The organism is Luteococcus sp. H91, assembly GCF_038433135.1.
In the GTDB taxonomy this organism is placed as follows: domain Bacteria; phylum Actinomycetota; class Actinomycetes; order Propionibacteriales; family Propionibacteriaceae; genus Luteococcus.
Window position 1 is genome coordinate 1 of record NZ_JBCDMV010000020.1, and the last position, 16,778, is coordinate 16,778.

General features: G+C 67.9%; 16 protein-coding genes, 1 tRNA gene and 1 riboswitch. Of the genes, 5 read left to right on the forward strand and 12 right to left on the reverse strand.

Annotation, left to right across the window (positions count from 1 at the left end; genetic code table 11):
* The first annotated feature begins 515 nt into the window (after nt 1–515).
* A riboswitch (cobalamin riboswitch) is annotated at nt 516–779 on the forward strand.
* Between the two features lie 154 nt (nt 780–933).
* From mutA to meaB, 3 genes are all read left to right on the forward strand, one after another.
* A complete protein-coding gene (gene mutA, locus AAEX57_RS10510) occupies nt 934–2,826 on the forward strand; it encodes a methylmalonyl-CoA mutase small subunit (RefSeq protein ID WP_342092236.1) in 1,893 nt (630 codons plus the stop codon).
* Nucleotides 2,823–5,009: a methylmalonyl-CoA mutase gene (scpA, locus tag AAEX57_RS10515; RefSeq protein ID WP_342092235.1), complete on the forward strand. Its 2,187-nt coding sequence runs from the start codon at nt 2,823–2,825 to the stop codon at nt 5,007–5,009. Before mutA ends, scpA begins: the two co-directional genes overlap by 4 nt.
* Before the next feature lie 112 nt (nt 5,010–5,121).
* The gene (gene meaB / locus AAEX57_RS10520; RefSeq protein WP_342092234.1) at nt 5,122–6,138 is read left to right on the forward strand and encodes a methylmalonyl Co-A mutase-associated GTPase MeaB; all 1,017 of its coding nucleotides are present in this window, start codon (nt 5,122–5,124) and stop codon (nt 6,136–6,138) included.
* A gap of 77 nt (nt 6,139–6,215) precedes the next feature.
* Here meaB and AAEX57_RS10525 read toward each other — a convergent pair whose 3' ends face one another.
* The 3 genes from AAEX57_RS10525 to AAEX57_RS10535 all read right to left on the reverse strand — a co-directional run bounded on the left by AAEX57_RS10525 (nt 6,216) and on the right by AAEX57_RS10535 (nt 7,835).
* Nucleotides 6,216–6,959, reverse strand: a complete 744-nt coding sequence (locus AAEX57_RS10525) for an EcsC family protein (RefSeq protein WP_342092233.1) — start codon at nt 6,957–6,959, stop codon at nt 6,216–6,218.
* Nucleotides 6,960–6,967: 8 nt separating this feature from the next.
* Nucleotides 6,968–7,270 (reverse strand): hypothetical protein, encoded by a 303-nt coding sequence (locus tag AAEX57_RS10530; protein ID WP_342092232.1) that lies wholly within the window; start codon nt 7,268–7,270, stop codon nt 6,968–6,970.
* A 148-nt stretch (nt 7,271–7,418) separates the two neighbouring features.
* A complete protein-coding gene (locus AAEX57_RS10535) occupies nt 7,419–7,835 on the reverse strand; it encodes an SRPBCC family protein (protein WP_342092231.1) in 417 nt (138 codons plus the stop codon).
* Between the two features lie 323 nt (nt 7,836–8,158).
* On the opposite strand from AAEX57_RS10535, the gene AAEX57_RS10540 reads away from it, so the two are divergent.
* Entirely contained in the window at nt 8,159–9,112 is a 954-nt protein-coding gene (locus AAEX57_RS10540; RefSeq protein ID WP_342092230.1) for a hypothetical protein, read from the forward strand.
* A gap of 74 nt (nt 9,113–9,186) precedes the next feature.
* On the opposite strand, the gene ypfJ is transcribed toward AAEX57_RS10540, so the two are convergent.
* Nucleotides 9,187–10,068 (reverse strand): KPN_02809 family neutral zinc metallopeptidase, encoded by an 882-nt coding sequence (ypfJ, locus tag AAEX57_RS10545; protein ID WP_342092229.1) that lies wholly within the window; start codon nt 10,066–10,068, stop codon nt 9,187–9,189.
* A gap of 159 nt (nt 10,069–10,227) precedes the next feature.
* Between ypfJ and AAEX57_RS10550 the strand changes: the two genes are divergently transcribed.
* Entirely contained in the window at nt 10,228–10,923 is a 696-nt protein-coding gene (locus tag AAEX57_RS10550; protein ID WP_342092228.1) for an NUDIX hydrolase, read from the forward strand.
* 60 nt (nt 10,924–10,983) lie between these two features.
* Here the strand turns inward: AAEX57_RS10550 and AAEX57_RS10555 are convergent, their stop codons facing one another.
* From AAEX57_RS10555 to AAEX57_RS10590, 8 genes are all read right to left on the reverse strand, one after another.
* Nucleotides 10,984–11,829, reverse strand: coding sequence for a Bax inhibitor-1/YccA family protein (locus tag AAEX57_RS10555; RefSeq protein ID WP_342092227.1), 846 nt, complete (start codon nt 11,827–11,829; stop codon nt 10,984–10,986).
* Between the two features lie 121 nt (nt 11,830–11,950).
* Nucleotides 11,951–12,026, reverse strand: a tRNA-Leu gene (locus AAEX57_RS10560).
* 13 nt (nt 12,027–12,039) lie between these two features.
* Nucleotides 12,040–12,954: a Ppx/GppA phosphatase family protein gene (locus AAEX57_RS10565; protein WP_342092226.1), complete on the reverse strand. Its 915-nt coding sequence runs from the start codon at nt 12,952–12,954 to the stop codon at nt 12,040–12,042.
* Nucleotides 12,951–13,454, reverse strand: a complete 504-nt coding sequence (locus tag AAEX57_RS10570) for a DUF501 domain-containing protein (RefSeq protein ID WP_342092225.1) — start codon at nt 13,452–13,454, stop codon at nt 12,951–12,953. The genes AAEX57_RS10565 and AAEX57_RS10570 overlap by 4 nt, the downstream gene beginning before the upstream one ends.
* Nucleotides 13,455–14,093 carry an FtsB family cell division protein gene (locus AAEX57_RS10575; RefSeq protein WP_342092224.1) on the reverse strand — a complete coding sequence of 213 codons (639 nt, stop codon included), beginning with the start codon at nt 14,091–14,093 and terminating at the stop codon, nt 13,455–13,457.
* 30 nt (nt 14,094–14,123) lie between these two features.
* A complete protein-coding gene (eno, locus tag AAEX57_RS10580) occupies nt 14,124–15,407 on the reverse strand; it encodes a phosphopyruvate hydratase (protein WP_342092223.1) in 1,284 nt (427 codons plus the stop codon).
* 165 nt (nt 15,408–15,572) lie between these two features.
* Nucleotides 15,573–16,208 (reverse strand): MazG family protein, encoded by a 636-nt coding sequence (locus AAEX57_RS10585; protein ID WP_446721139.1) that lies wholly within the window; start codon nt 16,206–16,208, stop codon nt 15,573–15,575.
* The gene (locus AAEX57_RS10590; protein WP_342092222.1) at nt 16,205–16,729 is read right to left on the reverse strand and encodes a hypothetical protein; all 525 of its coding nucleotides are present in this window, start codon (nt 16,727–16,729) and stop codon (nt 16,205–16,207) included. Before AAEX57_RS10590 ends, AAEX57_RS10585 begins: the two co-directional genes overlap by 4 nt.
* Nucleotides 16,730–16,778: the final 49 nt, after the last annotated feature.

Sequence of the window (16,778 nt, forward strand, 5' to 3'; positions counted from 1 at the left end):
GGATCCACTGCAATAGCCACGGGTAAAACTTGGCATTGACTTTAGACACGCTGTTGAGTTCTCAAGTTTCGGGCACAACCCGCACATCCAACCATCCGGTCTTCCGCTTGGGGCAACTCGATCAAGCTTACTCGCTTCACCCTGGAGTGTCAACTCTGAGTTCTTCGAGCTGTGAGTTTCACACCGCCGAAACGATGCCTGGCTCACTGCTGTGCTGCCTTGCGGCAACTCGTTCAACTTTAGTTCATCGAACTTTCCGTTGCAAATCCACTGTCTCCAGCCGATCTGGCGTCACCATGCCCCGGATCGCTCCGGGCCATGAGGCGCGAGAAAGAACTATAGCCACTTGCGAGGCCGCCGTCCACTCACGTGGCAGAGACCCATCACCCGCACCACCGTCCACTCCCTGACTATGGGCGACGCTACGACTCGCCGCCCAAGTGAGCGGCCACTTCATACGGTCAGACCACACATCCCAATTTCTCACCCCGCCTGCCCCACGGCGGGTGCCTCCCCGCTAGGGTTGAAGTGCTGGTTCGGCCTGTGCACACGGGCCGGCGCAAGAGGGAATCCGGTGTGACTCCGGAACTGTCCCGCAGCGGTGAATGGGAACAACACCACCCATCCGGCATGCGAGGGATCGCACGCCATACGTGGAGCAGGCGACTGCCCCACCGGATGAAAGCACTGGGTCTGGGCCTGGGAAGCGGTGGTCGAGGAAGACGCCTGACGGCGAAGTGCCCACGAGTCCGAATACCTGCCAGCGGCGCCACGCCAGCCAGGTGTGCGCGTGGGCGGCGTGCGGCCGGGATCAGTCCTGCAGGGTGTTCCCGGGTACACAACGTCGCCACCAGAACGGAACCGAGGAGCCCACACGTCAGGTCGGCCGCTCTTACCGGGGGCCGACGACAACCTCATCGGAGCAGGAGTCCCATGACAACGACCGAGCCGGACGCCCGCGGGGGTGCTGGAGAGTTCACGCTCGCCAGCGACTTCGCGAAGCCGGGGATGGACAAGTGGCGCGAAGCAGCGGCCAAAGTCCTGAACCGCGGACGTCCCGAAGACAAGCTACTGACCGGCGACCAGGCGGTTGCCCGACTGGTCACGACCACCGTGGACGGCATCGAGATCGCGCCGATCTACACCCTGGAAGACGCCCCGGAGAACCTCGGTGTTCCCGGCGTCGCCCCCTTCACTCGTGGCACCACGGTGCACAACGGTGAGGCGGATGCCTGGGATGTGCGTGCCCTGCACGAGGATCCCGATGCCGCCTTCACCAGCCAGGCGGTGCTCACCGACCTGGAGCGCGGTGCCAGCAGCCTGTGGTTCCGGATCGATCCCGACGCCGTCAAGGCCGAGGATCTGGCCCGCAACCTTGAGGGTGTGCTGCTCGAACTGATCACCGTCGAGGTGTCGAGCCGCACCGATCAGGAGGCCGCTGCCGAGGCGCTGCTGTCCGTGATGGATGCCAGCGACAAGCCGCGCAACCACAAGTCCGCGGTGCTGGGCCTGGACCCGATCGGTCTGGCCGCCCTGAACGGCAGCTCCCCGGAACTCGGATCCCTGGCCGAATGGGTCAAGAAGCTGGACGGCATGCGGGCCTCCCGCGCCATCGTGGTGGATGCCACCATCTGGCACAATGCCGGCGCCGGCGACGTGCACGAGCTGGCCTTTGCGCTGGCCACCGGTGCGGAGTATGTCCGGGCCCTCGTCGAGCAGGGGCTCACCCCCGATCAAGCCTTCGACACCATCGACTTCCGGGTCACCGCCACCGTCGACCAGTTCGCCACCATCGCCAAGCTGCGCGCGCTGCGCACCGCCTGGTCCAAGGTTGGCGAGGTCTTCGGCGTCACCGAGGCCAAGCGGGGTGCTCGTCAGCACGCCGTCACCTCCTGGCGCGAGATCACCCGCGACGACGCCTATGTCAACATGCTGCGCGCCACCATCAGCACCTTCGGTGCCGGTATCGGTGGGGCCGAGGCGATCACCGTCCTGCCCTTCGACACCGCTTGGGGCCTGCCCGGTGACTTCAGCCGTCGCATCGCCCGCAACACGCAGGTGATCCTGGCGGAGGAGTCCAACATCGTCCGGGTGAACGATCCGGCTGGTGGCTCCTGGTACGTCGAGGCGCTGACCAAGAAGCTCGCCGAGGCCGCCTGGGGCGTCTTCGGCAAGATCGAGGCCGCCGGCGGCATGGTCAAGGCGCTGGCCGATGGCCTGCCCAAGGCCGAGCTGGAGCCCGTGATCGCCGAGCGCGCCAAGCGTCTGGCCACCCGCAAGAAGCCGATCACCGGTGTCTCGGAGTTCCCGAACCCCGAGGAGCTGGACGTCACCACCGCCCGGCCGCGTCCCGAGGCCCCGAAGTTCGCGGGTCTGGAATGGCACCGCGACTCCGAGGTCTTCGAGGCCATGCGCGACGCCGTCAAGGCCCAGCCCAATGCCACGGTCTTCCTGGCCTGCCTGGGCGAGCGCCGCGACTTCGGCGCCCGCGAGGGCTTCGCCGGCAACCTCTTCCACGTCGCGGGCCTGCCCACGCCGAAGGCCGAGGGCGGCTCGACCGAGGAGATCGTCGAGGCCTTCAAGCAGGCTGCCACCCCGGTTGCCTGCCTGTGCTCGAATGCCAAGGTCTATGCCGAGCAGGCACTGCCCGTCGCCAAGGCCCTGAAGGAGGCCGGCGCCAAGGTCGTGTACCTGGCCGGCAACCTGAAGGAGCTGGGCGAGGGCGCATCCGAGGCCGAGGGAGTGATTGACGGCACCGTCGCCATGGGCGCCAATGTCGTCGAACTCCTCGGCACCACCCTCGACACGTTGGGAGTCTCCAAGTGAGCACCGAGGTACGTTTCGATTCCATCCCGCTGGGTGACCAGGCCGTCCCGGCCGACGCCCAGGCCCAGTTCGAGCAGCTGCTCGCCCAGGCCCCCGCTGTCGAGCAGTGGGTGACCCCCGAGCAGATCCCGGTCGAGCACATCTACGGCAAGGACGTCTACGAGAACCTGGACTTCCTGGAGACCATGCCCGGTCTCCCGCCCTTCCTCCGCGGCCCGTACGCCACCATGTACACCAACCAGCCGTGGACGATTCGTCAGTACGCCGGCTTCTCGACGGCTGCCGAGTCGAATGCCTTCTACCGTCGCAACCTGGCGGCGGGCCAGAAGGGTCTGTCGATCGCCTTCGACCTCGCCACCCACCGCGGCTACGACTCCGACCACCCGCGGGTGACCGGTGACGTGGGCATGGCCGGCGTGGCCGTCGACTCCATCCTGGACATGCGCCAGCTCTTCGACGGCATCCCGCTGGACCGGATGAGCGTGTCGATGACCATGAATGGTGCCGTTCTGCCCGTCCTCGCCCTCTACATCGTGGCGGCCGAGGAGCAGGGGGTGAAGCCGGAGCAGCTGGCCGGCACGATCCAGAACGACATCCTCAAGGAGTTCATGGTTCGTAACACCTACATCTACCCGCCGCTGCCGTCGATGCGGATCATCGCGGACATCTTCGCCTTCACCAGCGCGAACATGCCCAAGTTCAACTCGATCTCCATCTCCGGCTACCACATGCAGGAAGCCGGCGCGACGGCCGACATCGAGATGGCCTACACCTTGGCCGACGGCGTGGAGTACATCCGCGCCGGCGAGTCCGTGGGCCTGAACGTCGACGCCTTCGCCCCGCGGTTGAGCTTCTTCTGGGCCATCGGCACCAACTTCTTCATGGAGGTTGCCAAGATGCGTGCGGCGCGCATGCTCTGGGCACGTCTGGTGAAGCAGTTCGACCCGAAGAACCCGAAGTCGATGAGCCTGCGCACCCACTCGCAGACCTCCGGCTGGTCGCTGACCGCCCAGGACGTCTACAACAACGTGGTGCGTACCTGCATCGAGGCCATGGCCTCCACCCAGGGCCAGACCCAGTCGCTGCACACCAATGCACTCGACGAGGCCATCGCCCTGCCGACGGACTTCAGCGCCCGGATCGCCCGCAACACCCAGCTGTTCATCCAGCAGGAGTCGGGCAACTGCCGCGTCATCGATCCGTGGGCCGGTTCCACCTACGTCGAGCAGCTCACCCACGACCTCGCGGAGAAGGCCTGGAGCCTCATCCAGGAGGTCGAGGAGGCCGGCGGCATGGCCAAGGCCATCGAGCAGGGCATCCCGAAGATGCGCATCGAGGAGGCCGCGGCCCGGACCCAGGCGCGGATCGACTCCGGTCGCCAGCCGGTGATCGGCGTCAACAAATACCTGTTGGACAACCCGGAGCCGCTCGAGGTTCTCAAGGTGGACAACGCCAAGGTGCGCGCCGAGCAGATCGCCAAGCTGGAGAAGCTGCGCGCCGAGCGGGACGAGGCTGCCTGCAAGGCCGCCCTGGAGAAGGTCACCTGGGCCGCCGCCAATCCCGACCCGACCGATCCGGAGCGCAACCTGCTCAAGGTGGCCATCGACGCCATGCGCGCCCAGGCCAGCCTCGGCGAGCTGTCGGACGCGCTCGAGGAGGTCTTCGGCCGTTACACCGCGCAGATCCGCACGATCAGCGGCGTGTACTCCAAGGAAGCGGAAGGATCGTCTGCCATGGAAGAGGCTCGCAAGGCGGTTGAGGCCTTCGAGGAGGCCGAGGGCCGTCGCCCGCGCATCATGATCGCCAAGATGGGCCAGGACGGTCACGACCGAGGCCAGAAGGTGATCGCCACGGCCTTCGCCGATCTCGGTTTCGACGTCGACGTGGGCCCGCTCTTCCAGACCCCCGAGGAGGCGGCGGCGCAGGCCGTCGAGGCCGACGTGCACGTCGTCGGTGTCTCCTCGCTGGCAGCCGGTCACCTCACGCTGGTGCCCGCGCTGCGCGCCGAGCTGGACAAGCTCGGCCGTCAGGACATCCTGATCGTCGTCGGCGGCGTGATCCCCGAGCAGGACTTCGAGGATCTGCGCAAGGCCGGTGCGGTTGACATCTACCCGCCGGGCACCAACATCCCGTCGTGTGTGGTCAGCCTGATCGACAAGATGCGTCAGGCCATGGATGCCTGACCAGGCACATGATTGATCGCCTCGGGCGGTTCGAGCTCGCTCGGACCGCCCGAGGCGCTTTCCACCCGAAACCAATAGCATCCAGTAGACAAACAGATCGAAGGAAGCAACGATGCCCCGCAAGTTCGACGTCCCGACGCTGGCCCGGGGAGTGCGCGAATCCGATCGCGCCGCCGTGGCCCAGGCCATCACCCTCGTCGAGTCCAAGCTGCCCGCCCACCGTCCGCTGGCCCGCCAGCTGTTGACGGAGCTGACCGCCACCCCGAGCAATGCCGTCCGGGTGGGCATCTCCGGCGTGCCCGGCGCCGGAAAGTCGACCTTCATCAACTCCATGGGCCAGCGGCTGATCGAGCAGGGGCACAAGGTGGCGGTGCTGGCCGTCGACCCCTCCAGCACCCGCACCGGCGGCTCCGTGCTGGGTGACCGCACCCGAATGGGCGAGCTGACCCAGAGCCCCAATGCCTTCGTCCGCCCCTCCCCCAGCGGCAACCATCTGGGCGGCGTCGCCCGTGCCACCCGCGAGGCGATGCTGGTGGTGGAGGCCGCCGGCTACGACGTGATCATCGTCGAGACCGTCGGCGTCGGCCAGTCCGAGGTGGCGGTGGCCGGCATGGTGGACACCTTCCTGATGCTGGCCCTGGCCCGTTCCGGTGACCAGTTGCAGGGCATCAAGCGCGGCATCCTGGAGATCACCGATGTGATCGCGGTGAACAAGGCCGACGGCGACAATGCCGGCGAGGCCCGGGTGACCGCGCGCGAACTGAGCATCGCGATGAAGCTGGTGCAGCAGTCCGGCGACCGTCGGGTGCCGGTGATGACCTGCTCCGCGCTGCAGCGGATCAGCCTCGACGAGGTCTGGCAGGCGGTGCTGGACCACCGCGCCTGGCTGGACGAGAATCGCGGTCTGGCGCAGCACCGGGCCGAGCAGCAGGTGGTGTGGATGCGCTCGCAGACCGAATCCACCCTGCTGGACTCGATGCGCGCCACCGCCGACCTGCGGGAGCTGCGCGCCCGGCTGGAGAAGGACGTGCGCACCGGCCGGACCAGCGCCATGGAGGCCAGCCAGAGCTTCCTGGCGAGCTATGCGGCCGCCGTCCCCGGCTTCGACTGGGCCACCCCGGCCGGCTGAGCGGTGCGCCGCAGAACCATCGTCAATGGCGACGGCCGCCGCCCCAGGACTGGGACGGCGGCCGTGGACCCGTCGGGTCAGACGGTCTGCGAGGGACCCTCATTGGCGGCAGCGGCCGCGTAGGTGGGGAACTCCTTGAGCGCCTGCTCGGCGATCTTGTTCATCATGTAGCCGTCGACGACGCCGCCCACGGCACCACCGAGGACCGGCACGCCCTTGCCCAGCTTGGCCAAGGTGCTCTCCCCCACGCTGCGCAGCAGCCGGAATCCGACGGCCTTGTTGACCATCATCATCGCCGGGCGCGGCAGGTTGCGCAGCGCCATGGTGGTCAGTCGGCCCGTACCGGTGACGACGCCCGCCTTGGCCATCACGTCCTCCGCATTCGAGCCCACCAAGGTGAGCAGGATCGCGGTGCGGATGTTGGGCTGGTGGATGTCATAGCCGCGCAGCTTGGCGACGGCCGCGGTCATCCGAGTGGCCTGAACGTAGAACTCCAGCAGGTTGGCGGGGATGGCCACCGGCATGGTGACGAAGCCGCCCAGGCTGGTCAGCAGGCCGCCGGCGGCACCGGAGGTGACATGGCTGCGAACCACCTTGTTGACGGCCTTCTCCACGTCACCACCCGCCGACTCCAGGGCGTCATCGGCCACCATGGTGGCCGAGTCGAAGGGACGGCGCCCATCGATGCCGATCTGCAGGATGTTCTCGATCAGCTTGGTGATCGCATTGTCATCACCGCCGGGGTCATTGGCCTGGTCCAGGGCGCTGCGGGTGACGCTGACGTCGTGCTTCTGGCCACGAAGGATGTCGAAGATACCCATCAGCTACCTCAGTTCTGCTTCTCGGTGTCGACCACGACGCCACGCGCCTCGAGGTCATTCTTGTACTGGTTGCGCACCGACCGGCTGGTGCGGCCGGGCAGGCCAAGACCGATGCCCAGCAGCAGGCCACCGAGCGTGCCCAGACCCACGGTCATCATGATCTTCTTGGTCGGGTCGCCAACGCCGGTGTTGTAGCCGCGCACGGCGGCCCACAGCCGTCCGAGGTCGATCCACACATTGGCGAGCAGGATGCCGCCAGCGATCAGGCCAGCGAGGCCCAGGAGGAGGAACAGCCATTTGAGAAACTTCATGTCTGAAGCGTAACGGCGTCCACCGCCCTTGTGGGCCCTGCGGCCGCCGAGCACGGCTGGTTTCGCCCAGAGCGTCAGCCACCCGGACGACGAAGGGCCGCCCACCATCGTGCGGTGGGCGACCCTCCCAATGCTCTGTCGAGCTGTCTCACAGGGCGTCGGCGGCGATCCGCTCGAGTGCCTTGGTCCAGTGTTCGGTCAGCCATTCGTGATCGGCGTCGTCGGGCAGCTTGTCGTGCACGATCTCCAGCTCGGTGTGCTCGTCATCCAGTTCGCGCAGTTCCAGATCGACGATCGTGGCCGGGGCATCCTCGTCCCGGTGCCAGCTGAATCGGATCTGTTCCATCGCGTGGAAACTCCGGGTGACGCCATGGGTGCCGTCGTCGGCCTGCCAGGTATGGCCCTTGTCACCGAGTTTGCCGCCGGCTCCGAGCAGGGCTTCGGTGCCCTCATCGGTCAGCAGCACTTTCCAAACGTCCTTGATCGGGTGGGACACCTGCCGGCTCACGCGAACGGCGGTGTCCTTGGTCGCGCCGGGCGCCTCGCCAGGAATCTGTTCGGACATGTCGGGACCTCTTTCTTGCTGTCATAGCAACGTCGAGAATCCACCGGCCCCGGTTTGGGAACCGGTGTAACGAGAGCCTAGCCCTCCCGGCGGTGCTTCGGAAGGAATCCGGCAAGCCGAGTGATCAATGTCACCGGCACGGCTTGATCACCACTTCACAAGGCAAAACGGGGTGCCCGCGGGCTTCGGGAACAGGCGCTCACCGAGGGCTCTGCGACGCGGCAGCGGCCCCCACCGGTTGGGGGCGGTGGCTGCGCAAGCCGGTTCGCGCCGCGGGCGTGTAGGGCCCGGCTGGCGACACGGCCGGCGGGTAGTCTTGCCCGGTGCTTGGAGAGCGGGGACGACAGCGGCTCGGGGCCGGCATCGCCGCCCTGACGCTCGCCCTCGCCCCGACGGCCTGCAATCCGGGCAGCGGCTCGCCCAGCCCGTCCGCCTCCCCCAGCGCGAGCGCCACGCCGAGGGTGGACCTGACCCGCCCCAAGACGGCCCGCAAGGCCGTGGACCAGCTGGTCGAGGCCGCTGGTGGGCTGCCGGTGATCAAGGTGGACGTGACCAGTCAGAGCGCCACCCTGAGTGCCCTCAAGGACGGCAAGGTGGTGGCCTGGGGCTGGGCGGATGGCGAGGTCACCCCGGTCGAGAGCGACATCGAGTACATCAAGCAGGCCGCCTTCACCCCGGCCGATTACAACGTGGACGATCTGGGGGCGCTGTTCGCCCAGGCCGCCAAGATCTCCGGCTCCAGCGCGAACCAGGAACTGCAGATCGTCGAGTACGACCACGGCGAGGTGCTGATGACCGTCACCACCCGGCCGGAATCCATGCCGGTCTTCTTCCGACGTGACGGCTCACCGATCAACCGGCTCGACTTCGCCACCCAGCAGGGCTTCGCGGAGGCCATCCGAGATGCCGTCGGCACGGACAAACGGGTACTGGCCATGGGATGGGACCAGTCCGGCGGATTCTGGGCGGACACGGCCAGCAAGGAGCCGGGGGTGGTGGACCGGCGCACCCGACAGGCCAAGGTGCCGGCCTGGGAATCCTCGCGCAAGGCAAGCTCCACCGGGCCGACCTTCCCACCAACGGCGGTGGATCCGGAGGTGCTGACCCGGCTGGTCCGCACGCTGCCGGACAGTACCGGGCACCCCGGCGAGGCGGTCAGCTTCGAGATCTCGCGCCGCTACCAGATGGCACTGCCGGTGATCACCTTCGACGTGGGCGGTGAGCAGGTGATCACCACCCTGGGCGGCACCGACATCACCGACGTCGCCGGCGGCTGACCTGCCGAGAACGCGACGAAGGGCCGCTCGCCGGTGTGGCGAGCGGCCCTTCGACAGGCTCAGGGAACCTTGGTTCAGGCCTCGAGGTTCTTGGCGGTGAAGGCCGTGGAGCAGACCTGCGGGTCGCCGGAGGTGAAGCCCTTGCCGACCCAGTTCTGGCGCATCTTGGCCGAACCGTGGGTCCAGCTCTCCGGGTTCACCTGCCCGGTGGTGCTGGCCTGGATCCGGTCGTCGCCGACCGCCGCGGCGGCATCGACGATCGCGTTGAGGTCCTCCTGGTCCACGCCGGAGATGATGCCGCTCTGGTCGGAGCTGGCGGCATTCTTGAACCAGGCGCCGGCGTAGCAGTCAGCCTGCAGCTCGGCGCGCACGGCCATCGAGTCCGGACCGGACCCGCCTGACTGGGACTTGGCGAGCTGACCGGTGATGTTGGAGATGTGGTGGCCGTATTCGTGGGCCAAGATGTACGCCTCGGCCCCGTCGCCACCCTTGGCGCCGAGCTGCTGCAGCAGCTGGTCGGCGAATTCGGTGTCGATGTAGACCTTCTTGTCACCGGGGCAGTAGAAGGGACCCACCTGGGAAGTGGCGGCGCCGCAGGCGGTGTTCACCCGGCCGCTGAAGGCCACCGTCGGGGCCTTGACGTACTGGCCCTGCTGGAACTGCGTCTCCCAGTAACCCTGGATGGAGTTCACGTAGGCAACCCAGCGGCATTCCCGGTTGCTGTTCACGTCGGCGCCGGTCTTGCACTCGGCGTACTGGTTGGCGGCCGGACCATTCTGGGTGGCCGAGTCCTGCGTCGCGGAGCCCAGCAGATCGCCGGGGTTGAAGCCGAAGATCAGGCCAAGGATCATGATGATCAGACCAAGACCGCCACCGATCGCGGCCCCGCCGCCGCCACCGCCGCCGGCGGACTGCACTTGCGAGGCGTCCAGCGTCGCATTCTCATTGAACTGCATCGTTGCCCTTCCTTGGCCGACCCGACGGCCCGGGACCGTCATGCACACCCAGAGTACCCAACCGGACCCATGGGGTGCGTCTGGCACGAGCACTCTCGCTGACGGCGAAGCCCGGCATGGCAGGTCGGGGGCCCGCCCGGAAGGTGACATGATTGATCAATGCGCATCGTTGGAGTCGGTTCACCCGGAACCGGGGAACTGGTGCGCTTTCGGATCGACCATGGTGCCCACCCGCACCAGCAGTTGTGGCGACGCGGTCTGGTGATGACCGACCTGCTCAGTGCCCGGCTGGAGGACGACGAGGTGGTGCTGACCGTCCGGGTGCAGCCGCGGCACTCGGCGTCGCGACCGCCCCGGATCAAGCACCGCGGCATCGACCCCGACCTGCACCTGCGTCCCGACGAGGTACCGATCGACAACCAGCGGATCGCCGCCTACGCGGTGGTGCGCTCCAGCCGCGGCGTGCTGGGCACCGAGTGCAGCGACAAGACGGCGGTGCCGGGCCTGTGGCAATTGCCCGGCGGCGGCCTCAACCCCGGGGAGTCGCCGTCGGAAGCACTCATCCGTGAGGTGGCCGAGGAGACGGGCCAGGAGGTGCGGATCAACCGCCTGATCGACCTGCAGAGCGATCACTGGGTGGGCCGCGCACCCAATGGGGTGCTGGAGGACTTCCACGCCCTGCGGATCATCTACACCGCGACCTGTCTGGAGCCCACCACGCCCAGCGTGATCGACATCGACGGAACCACCGCCCAGGCCGCGTGGATCCCACTGCGCAGCTGGCGGTCGTTGCCCTGGACGTCGGGTGCCCGCTCCCTGCTGGACAAGCACCTGGACGGCGTCCCCACCTGGTGATGCGAATCGGCCCGCACCCTCGATGAGGATGCGGGCCGATCGGGTCGGATCAGGTGGCGGTCAGCGACGGAAGTAGCTGAGCAGCCGCAGGATCTCGGTGTAGAGCCAGACCATCGTGACCGTGATGCCGAAGGCGGCGCGCCAGGCCTCGGACCGCGGGGCGTTGGCGGCGATGCCGCGCTCGATGTCGTCGAAGTCGATCACCAGGTTGAAGACCGCCAGGCCGGCGCCCAGCAGGGCGGCGACGAGGCCGATCACGCCGGAGCGCATCCCCATGTCGATGCCGAACAGCGACAGCACGAAGTTGATCAGCATCACGCCGGCGAAGGCGGCGGTACCGATGAAGACCATCCGCCGGACCTTGCTGCTGACCCGGATGTTGAAGAACTTGTACGCGGCCAGGGTGGCACCGGCGGCGGCGAAGGTGCCCAGCACCGCCTGGGTGACGATGCCCGGGTACATCGACTCGAACATGAAGCTGAAGGCGCCGATGAAGATGCCTTCGATCACCGAGTAGGCCAGCACCAGGCCCGGGTTGATCTTCTTGCGGGCGGCCACCAGCAGGACGGTGACGAAGCCCACCAGGCCGCTGAGCACCAGGGCGGGCATCAGCAGGGCCGGCGGCAGGAAGAGGAAGGCGACGACGGCGGAGGCCATCAGCGTCAGCATCGTGACGCCGGTCTTGTTGACCACGTCGTCCAGAGTCATCGGCGGCTCGACGGTGCCCTGCGGCGCCTGGAACTGCTGCGGCATCTGGCCGAAGTTCGGGTCATAGCCCTGCTGGCCGTAGCCCTGCGGTGCGTAGCCGGGCTGGCCGTAACCCTGCTGGCCATAGGGCTGCTGGGCGTAGGTCTGCGGGGAGCGCGCGGTGAACGCGTCGGGGCGGGAAAGAATCGGGTTTGCCATGGTGGCTGGTTCCTTCTGGTCAGGGAGGTGCCTTCAGTGTATGCAACGCCCCGCCCGCTCCCGGAATTCCGCGCCCGACCCTGAGAAGCCCCTGACCGCCCCTCGACAGCCTCGCGGACCGTGGTGCCCCCGATGGGATTCGAACCCACACTGTGGCGGGTTTAAGCCGCCTGCCTCTGCCGTTGGGCTACGGGGGCCCGACATCGCAGTCTATGCAAGCAACCCCATCGCCAGGGCGTCCAGGATGTCGGACTCGCTGACCACCATCGGTTCCGAGACCCGCTGGGCGATCCGGCTGAGGATCAGGGCACCGGCGCAGATCACCTCGGCGCGCTTCGCGGGCAGGCAGGTGCTCCGGGTCAGCTCGTCGACGGGCGTGGCCATCAGCCGTTCCGCGAGCCGGTAGATCTCGTCGGGAGTGAGCGACGAACCGTGCACCAGCTCGCGCTGGTAGTTCATCAGCCCCTGGTGGATGGCCGACATGCTGGTGGTGGTGCCGGCCACGCCGATGAAGCTCTTGACCGAGGCGAATTCGATCCCGCTGCGCTCCAGCAGAGCGTCGACGAATCCCCGGGCGGTACCAACCTCGTCGTCGGTGGGCGGATCACTGTGCAGGAAGCGTTCCCGGAGCCTGACCGAACCCATGTCCAGGCTGATCGCGTGGCTGATGGTGGCATCGCAGCCGCCTTGGATCAGTTCGGTGGAGCCGCCGCCGATGTCGATCACCAGCACCGGTTCGCTCTGGGGACGGACCCCGGCCAGGGCGCCGGCGAAGCTGAGGGCGGCCTCCTCGTCTCCGGGGATGATCTCCACCTCGACGCCAAGCCGATCCCGTACCCCGGCGAAGAAGGTCTCCCGGTTGTGGGCGTCCCGCGCCGCGGAGGTGGCGACGAAACGGACCCGCTGGCAGTCGAAACGGCGGATCACCTCGGCATAGTCATCGATGGCGGCGAAAGTGCGGACCAGCGCCTCGGGGTGGAATTCGCCGGTGGCGTCGACGCCCTGCCCCAGTCTGACCAGTTCGAGCCGACGGTCGAGCTCCACCATCTGGCCGTCGGGTCCGGCTTCGGCGATCAGCAGACGGATGGAATTGGTGCCGCAGTCGATCGCGGCAACCGGGCTCACTCGGCTTCCTGCAGGCAGGGGCGGGCCCAGAAGTCCCCCAGCCTGGCGACGGCCTCGTCCCCCAGCGGGTTCACGCCGGGGCCGGCGGCCAGCGCATGGCCGACCAGCACGTGCAGGCACTTCACCCGGGTGGGCATGCCGCCGGCGCTGATCCCCTCGATCTCGGGAACCTCGCCCAGTGCGGCGCGATCGGCCAGGTATGCCTCGTGCGCGGCGCGGTAGGAGGCGGCCAGTTCCTCGTCGTCCTGCAGGCGCTGGGTCATCTCGGCCATCAGGCCGGAGGCCTCCAGGGTGGAGCAGGCCGAGGTGGCGCGCGGGCAGGTGAGGTAGTAGGTGGTCGGGAAGGGGGTGCCGTCGGGCAGCCTCGGCTCGGTGGCGACCACACCGGGCTTGCCGCAGGGGCAGCGCCAGGCGACGCCAGCAACGCCGCGGGGCATCCGGCCGAGTTGTTCGTGGATGGCCTGCTCGTCGGCGGGGCTCATCGGTTCCAGGTGTGCCATCTATCGCTTCTTCGTCGGGGTGAGGGTGCTGCTCGGCTCGGGGGAGGCGGTCACGACGGGCTCGGAACTGCCCGGGGCCACCAGCGGTTCGTCGGCGGCCGCGAGGGAGCCCGCCATCCGATCCCACCAGGCGGTGGCATGCTCACCCTCGGGCAGACTGCGGACCGAACCGATGCTCACTCCCCCGCCCACCGGCTGACCGTTGGCGTCGATGACTCGGTAGCCGACCTCGCCGGGCACCACCCAGCCGAGTCGTTCGCGGGCCTGCGCCTTGACGAAGTCGGGATTCTGCCAGCGTTCGATCTCGTCGGCCAGCTGGGCATTGGCCTGGGTTCGTTCGGCGATCTGCTGCTGTGCGGTGGCCAGTTCCCGCTCCTGGCGCAGGTAGACCCGCAGGCTGGAGGCGACGCTGAGCAGCAGCACGGCGCAGACCACCAGCAGGGCGATGGCCCGACGGGTGAAGCCCACCCCGCGGATCCGGCGCGGCAGCGCACCGGCGGCAGCCAGTGGCGAGACACCGTCCGGTGCCTCCACCCGTTGGGTCTGGCGCGGGGTGCGGGTGCGGTTCCGGGCAGACGCAACGGCCCGGGTACGCGGCGTACCGCGACCCGGACCGTTGTGTGTGGGCTTGTTGACCATCTACCCAGTGTTACAGGTTCCGAGCAGTGCTCAGGCCTTGAAACGCGGGAAGGCGGCAGCGCCGGCGTACACCGCGGCGTCGTCGAGGTCCTCCTCGATGCGCAGCAGCTGGTTGTACTTGGCAACGCGCTCCGAGCGAGCCGGGGCGCCCGACTTGATCTGGCCGCAGCCCAGGGCCACGGCGAGGTCGGCGATGGTGACGTCCTCCGTCTCACCGGAACGGTGCGACATCATCGAGCGGAAGCCGGCGCGGTGGGCCATGGTGACGGCATCGATGGTCTCGGTCAGCGAGCCGATCTGGTTCACCTTCACCAGCAGCGCGTTGGCGGCACCCTCGTCGATGCCCTTCTGCAGACGCTCGACATTGGTGACGAACAGGTCGTCGCCGACCAGCTGCACCTTGTCGCCCATCTGCTCGGTCATCTTCTTCCAGCCGTCCCAGTCATCCTCGTTCAGCGGATCCTCGATGGAGACCAGCGGGAAGTCCTCGACCAGCTTGGCGTAGTACTCGACCATCTCGTCGGCCGACTTCTTGCCACCTTCGAAGTTGTAGCTGCCGTCCTCGTTGTAGAACTCGCTGGCGGCGACGTCCAGGGCCAGGGCGATCTCCTTGCCGGGCTCGAAGCCGGCCTTCTTGATGGCCTCGACGATCAGCTCCAGCGCGGCGCGGTTGCTCTCCAGGTTGGGGGCGAAGCCGCCCTCGTCACCCAGACCGGTGGCCAGGCCCTTCTCCTTCAGCACGGACTTCAGGGCGTGGTAGACCTGCGCGCCCTGCTGCAGGGCCTCCTTGAAGCTCTCGGCGCCGATCGGGGCGATCATGAACTCCTGGATGTCGACATTGCTGTCGGCATGCGAACCACCGTTGAGGATGTTCATCATGGGCACGGGCAGCATGTTGGCGGTGGGGCCGCCCAGGTAGCGGTACAGCGGCAGGCCGGCCGACTCGGCGGCGGCGTGCGCGACGGCCAGGGAGACGCCCAGGATGGCGTTGGCGCCCAGCTTGGCCTTGTTGTCGGTGCCGTCCAGCTCCAGCATGGCCTGGTCGAGCAGACGCTGCTCGGAGGCCTCAAAGCCCAGCACCTCTTCGCCGATGGTCTCGACGACATTCTCGACGGCCTTCAGCACGCCCTTGCCGTCGTAGCGCTCCTTGTCACCGTCACGCAGCTCGACGGCCTCGAAGGCGCCGGTGGAGGCACCCGAGGGAACCGCGGCGCGGCCTTCGGCGCCGTCGTCCAGGATGACCTGGACCTCGACCGTGGGGTTACCGCGGGAGTCCAGGATTTCCCGGGCGTCAATGAATTCGATGGTTGCCATCTGATCTGCCTTTCGCAAGATGGAAAATGTTCCATCGCCAGCCTAGCGGCCCGATCCCGGGGCCGGACGTGGAGGTGCCAGAATCATCCGCGGGGTTCGCCTGCAGGTCACGCGGCATTCATCCGCCAGCGCAATCCGCGGGGCCCAGCCGCGACCGCGAGGGGCTCAGCCCGCGTGCTCGACGGCCCGCACCTGGGCCTCGAAGGCGCGCAACGCGTCCCGGGTGGCCTGGTCGGCGTCGACGCCACTGGCCTGGGCGCGCTGCACCAGCTCCAGCACCTGGCGGCCGACCTCCTCGGCGGTGATCGGCTGGTCCGCGGTGGGCACCGCGACGCCGTGGTTGCGGGCCCGGGAGGTGACCTTGGTGGCCCGGGCCAGCGCCGACAGCCGCTCGGCGATCCCCTCCAGGGATGAGGTGCGGCCCTTCTCGGCGCCCTTGCGCTGCTCCCACGATCCCATCAGGTCCTCGGGCATGTCGGCGTCGGTGAAGACATAGGGGTGCCGGCGCACCAGCTTGTCGGCAATGTCATGCGCGACGTCGTCCAGATCGTAACGCCCCTCCCGAGCGGCGATCTCACAGTGGAAGACCACCTGCAGCAGCAGGTCACCCAGTTCCTCGCGCAGGTCGGCGTCGTCACCGGACTCGATCGCATCCAGCACCTCGCCGGTCTCCTCCACCAGGTAGGTGGCCAGGCTGCGATGAGTCTGTTCGGCATCCCACGGGCAGCCGGTGCGCAGCTGGTGCATCACCTGGGCCAGCCGGGCCACCTGCCCGCAGTCGGGCGCCGACGGGGAGCTCACTGCCCGCCGAAGACCTTGCCCTGGCCCAGGTCCTCGGTGGACAGGGAGCCGGAGTCGCTGGTGAAGGTACCCTTCTTGGCGTCCCAGGTGCCGAAGACCGGGTTCACCTTGACGTCCAGGCCGCTCATCGCCGCAGCCAGCTTGTCCTGGCCCAGCTTCTCCGCCAGCGCGGCATAGTCGGCGAAGCCGCGCACCGCCGTGGCGCACTGCGGATCAGCCGTCAGCGCGTCGCCCTGCAGCTTGGTGAGCGCAGCGCCGCGCATGGCGGGGGTCAGCTCCACCTTGGTCGCCTTGGAGATCTCGGTGGCCAGGTCACCCATCAACAGCATCTTGGCCACCTCGGTCTTGATCATGGCGGCATCCTGCTGGATGATCCCGGCGCAGCCCTTGGCGGAGTCGGTCACCTGGCTCATCCTGGTGGCCTGACCGTTCACCTCGAAGGCGGTACCGCCGGTCGGGGTGCTGCATCCGGCGAACAGCGCCAGAGCCATCAGGGGAACTGCCACACGAGCTGACTTCATCTGTTGTCCTTCCGGGATGCCCCGGTGCTTGGAGACCACGGGCTGTCGA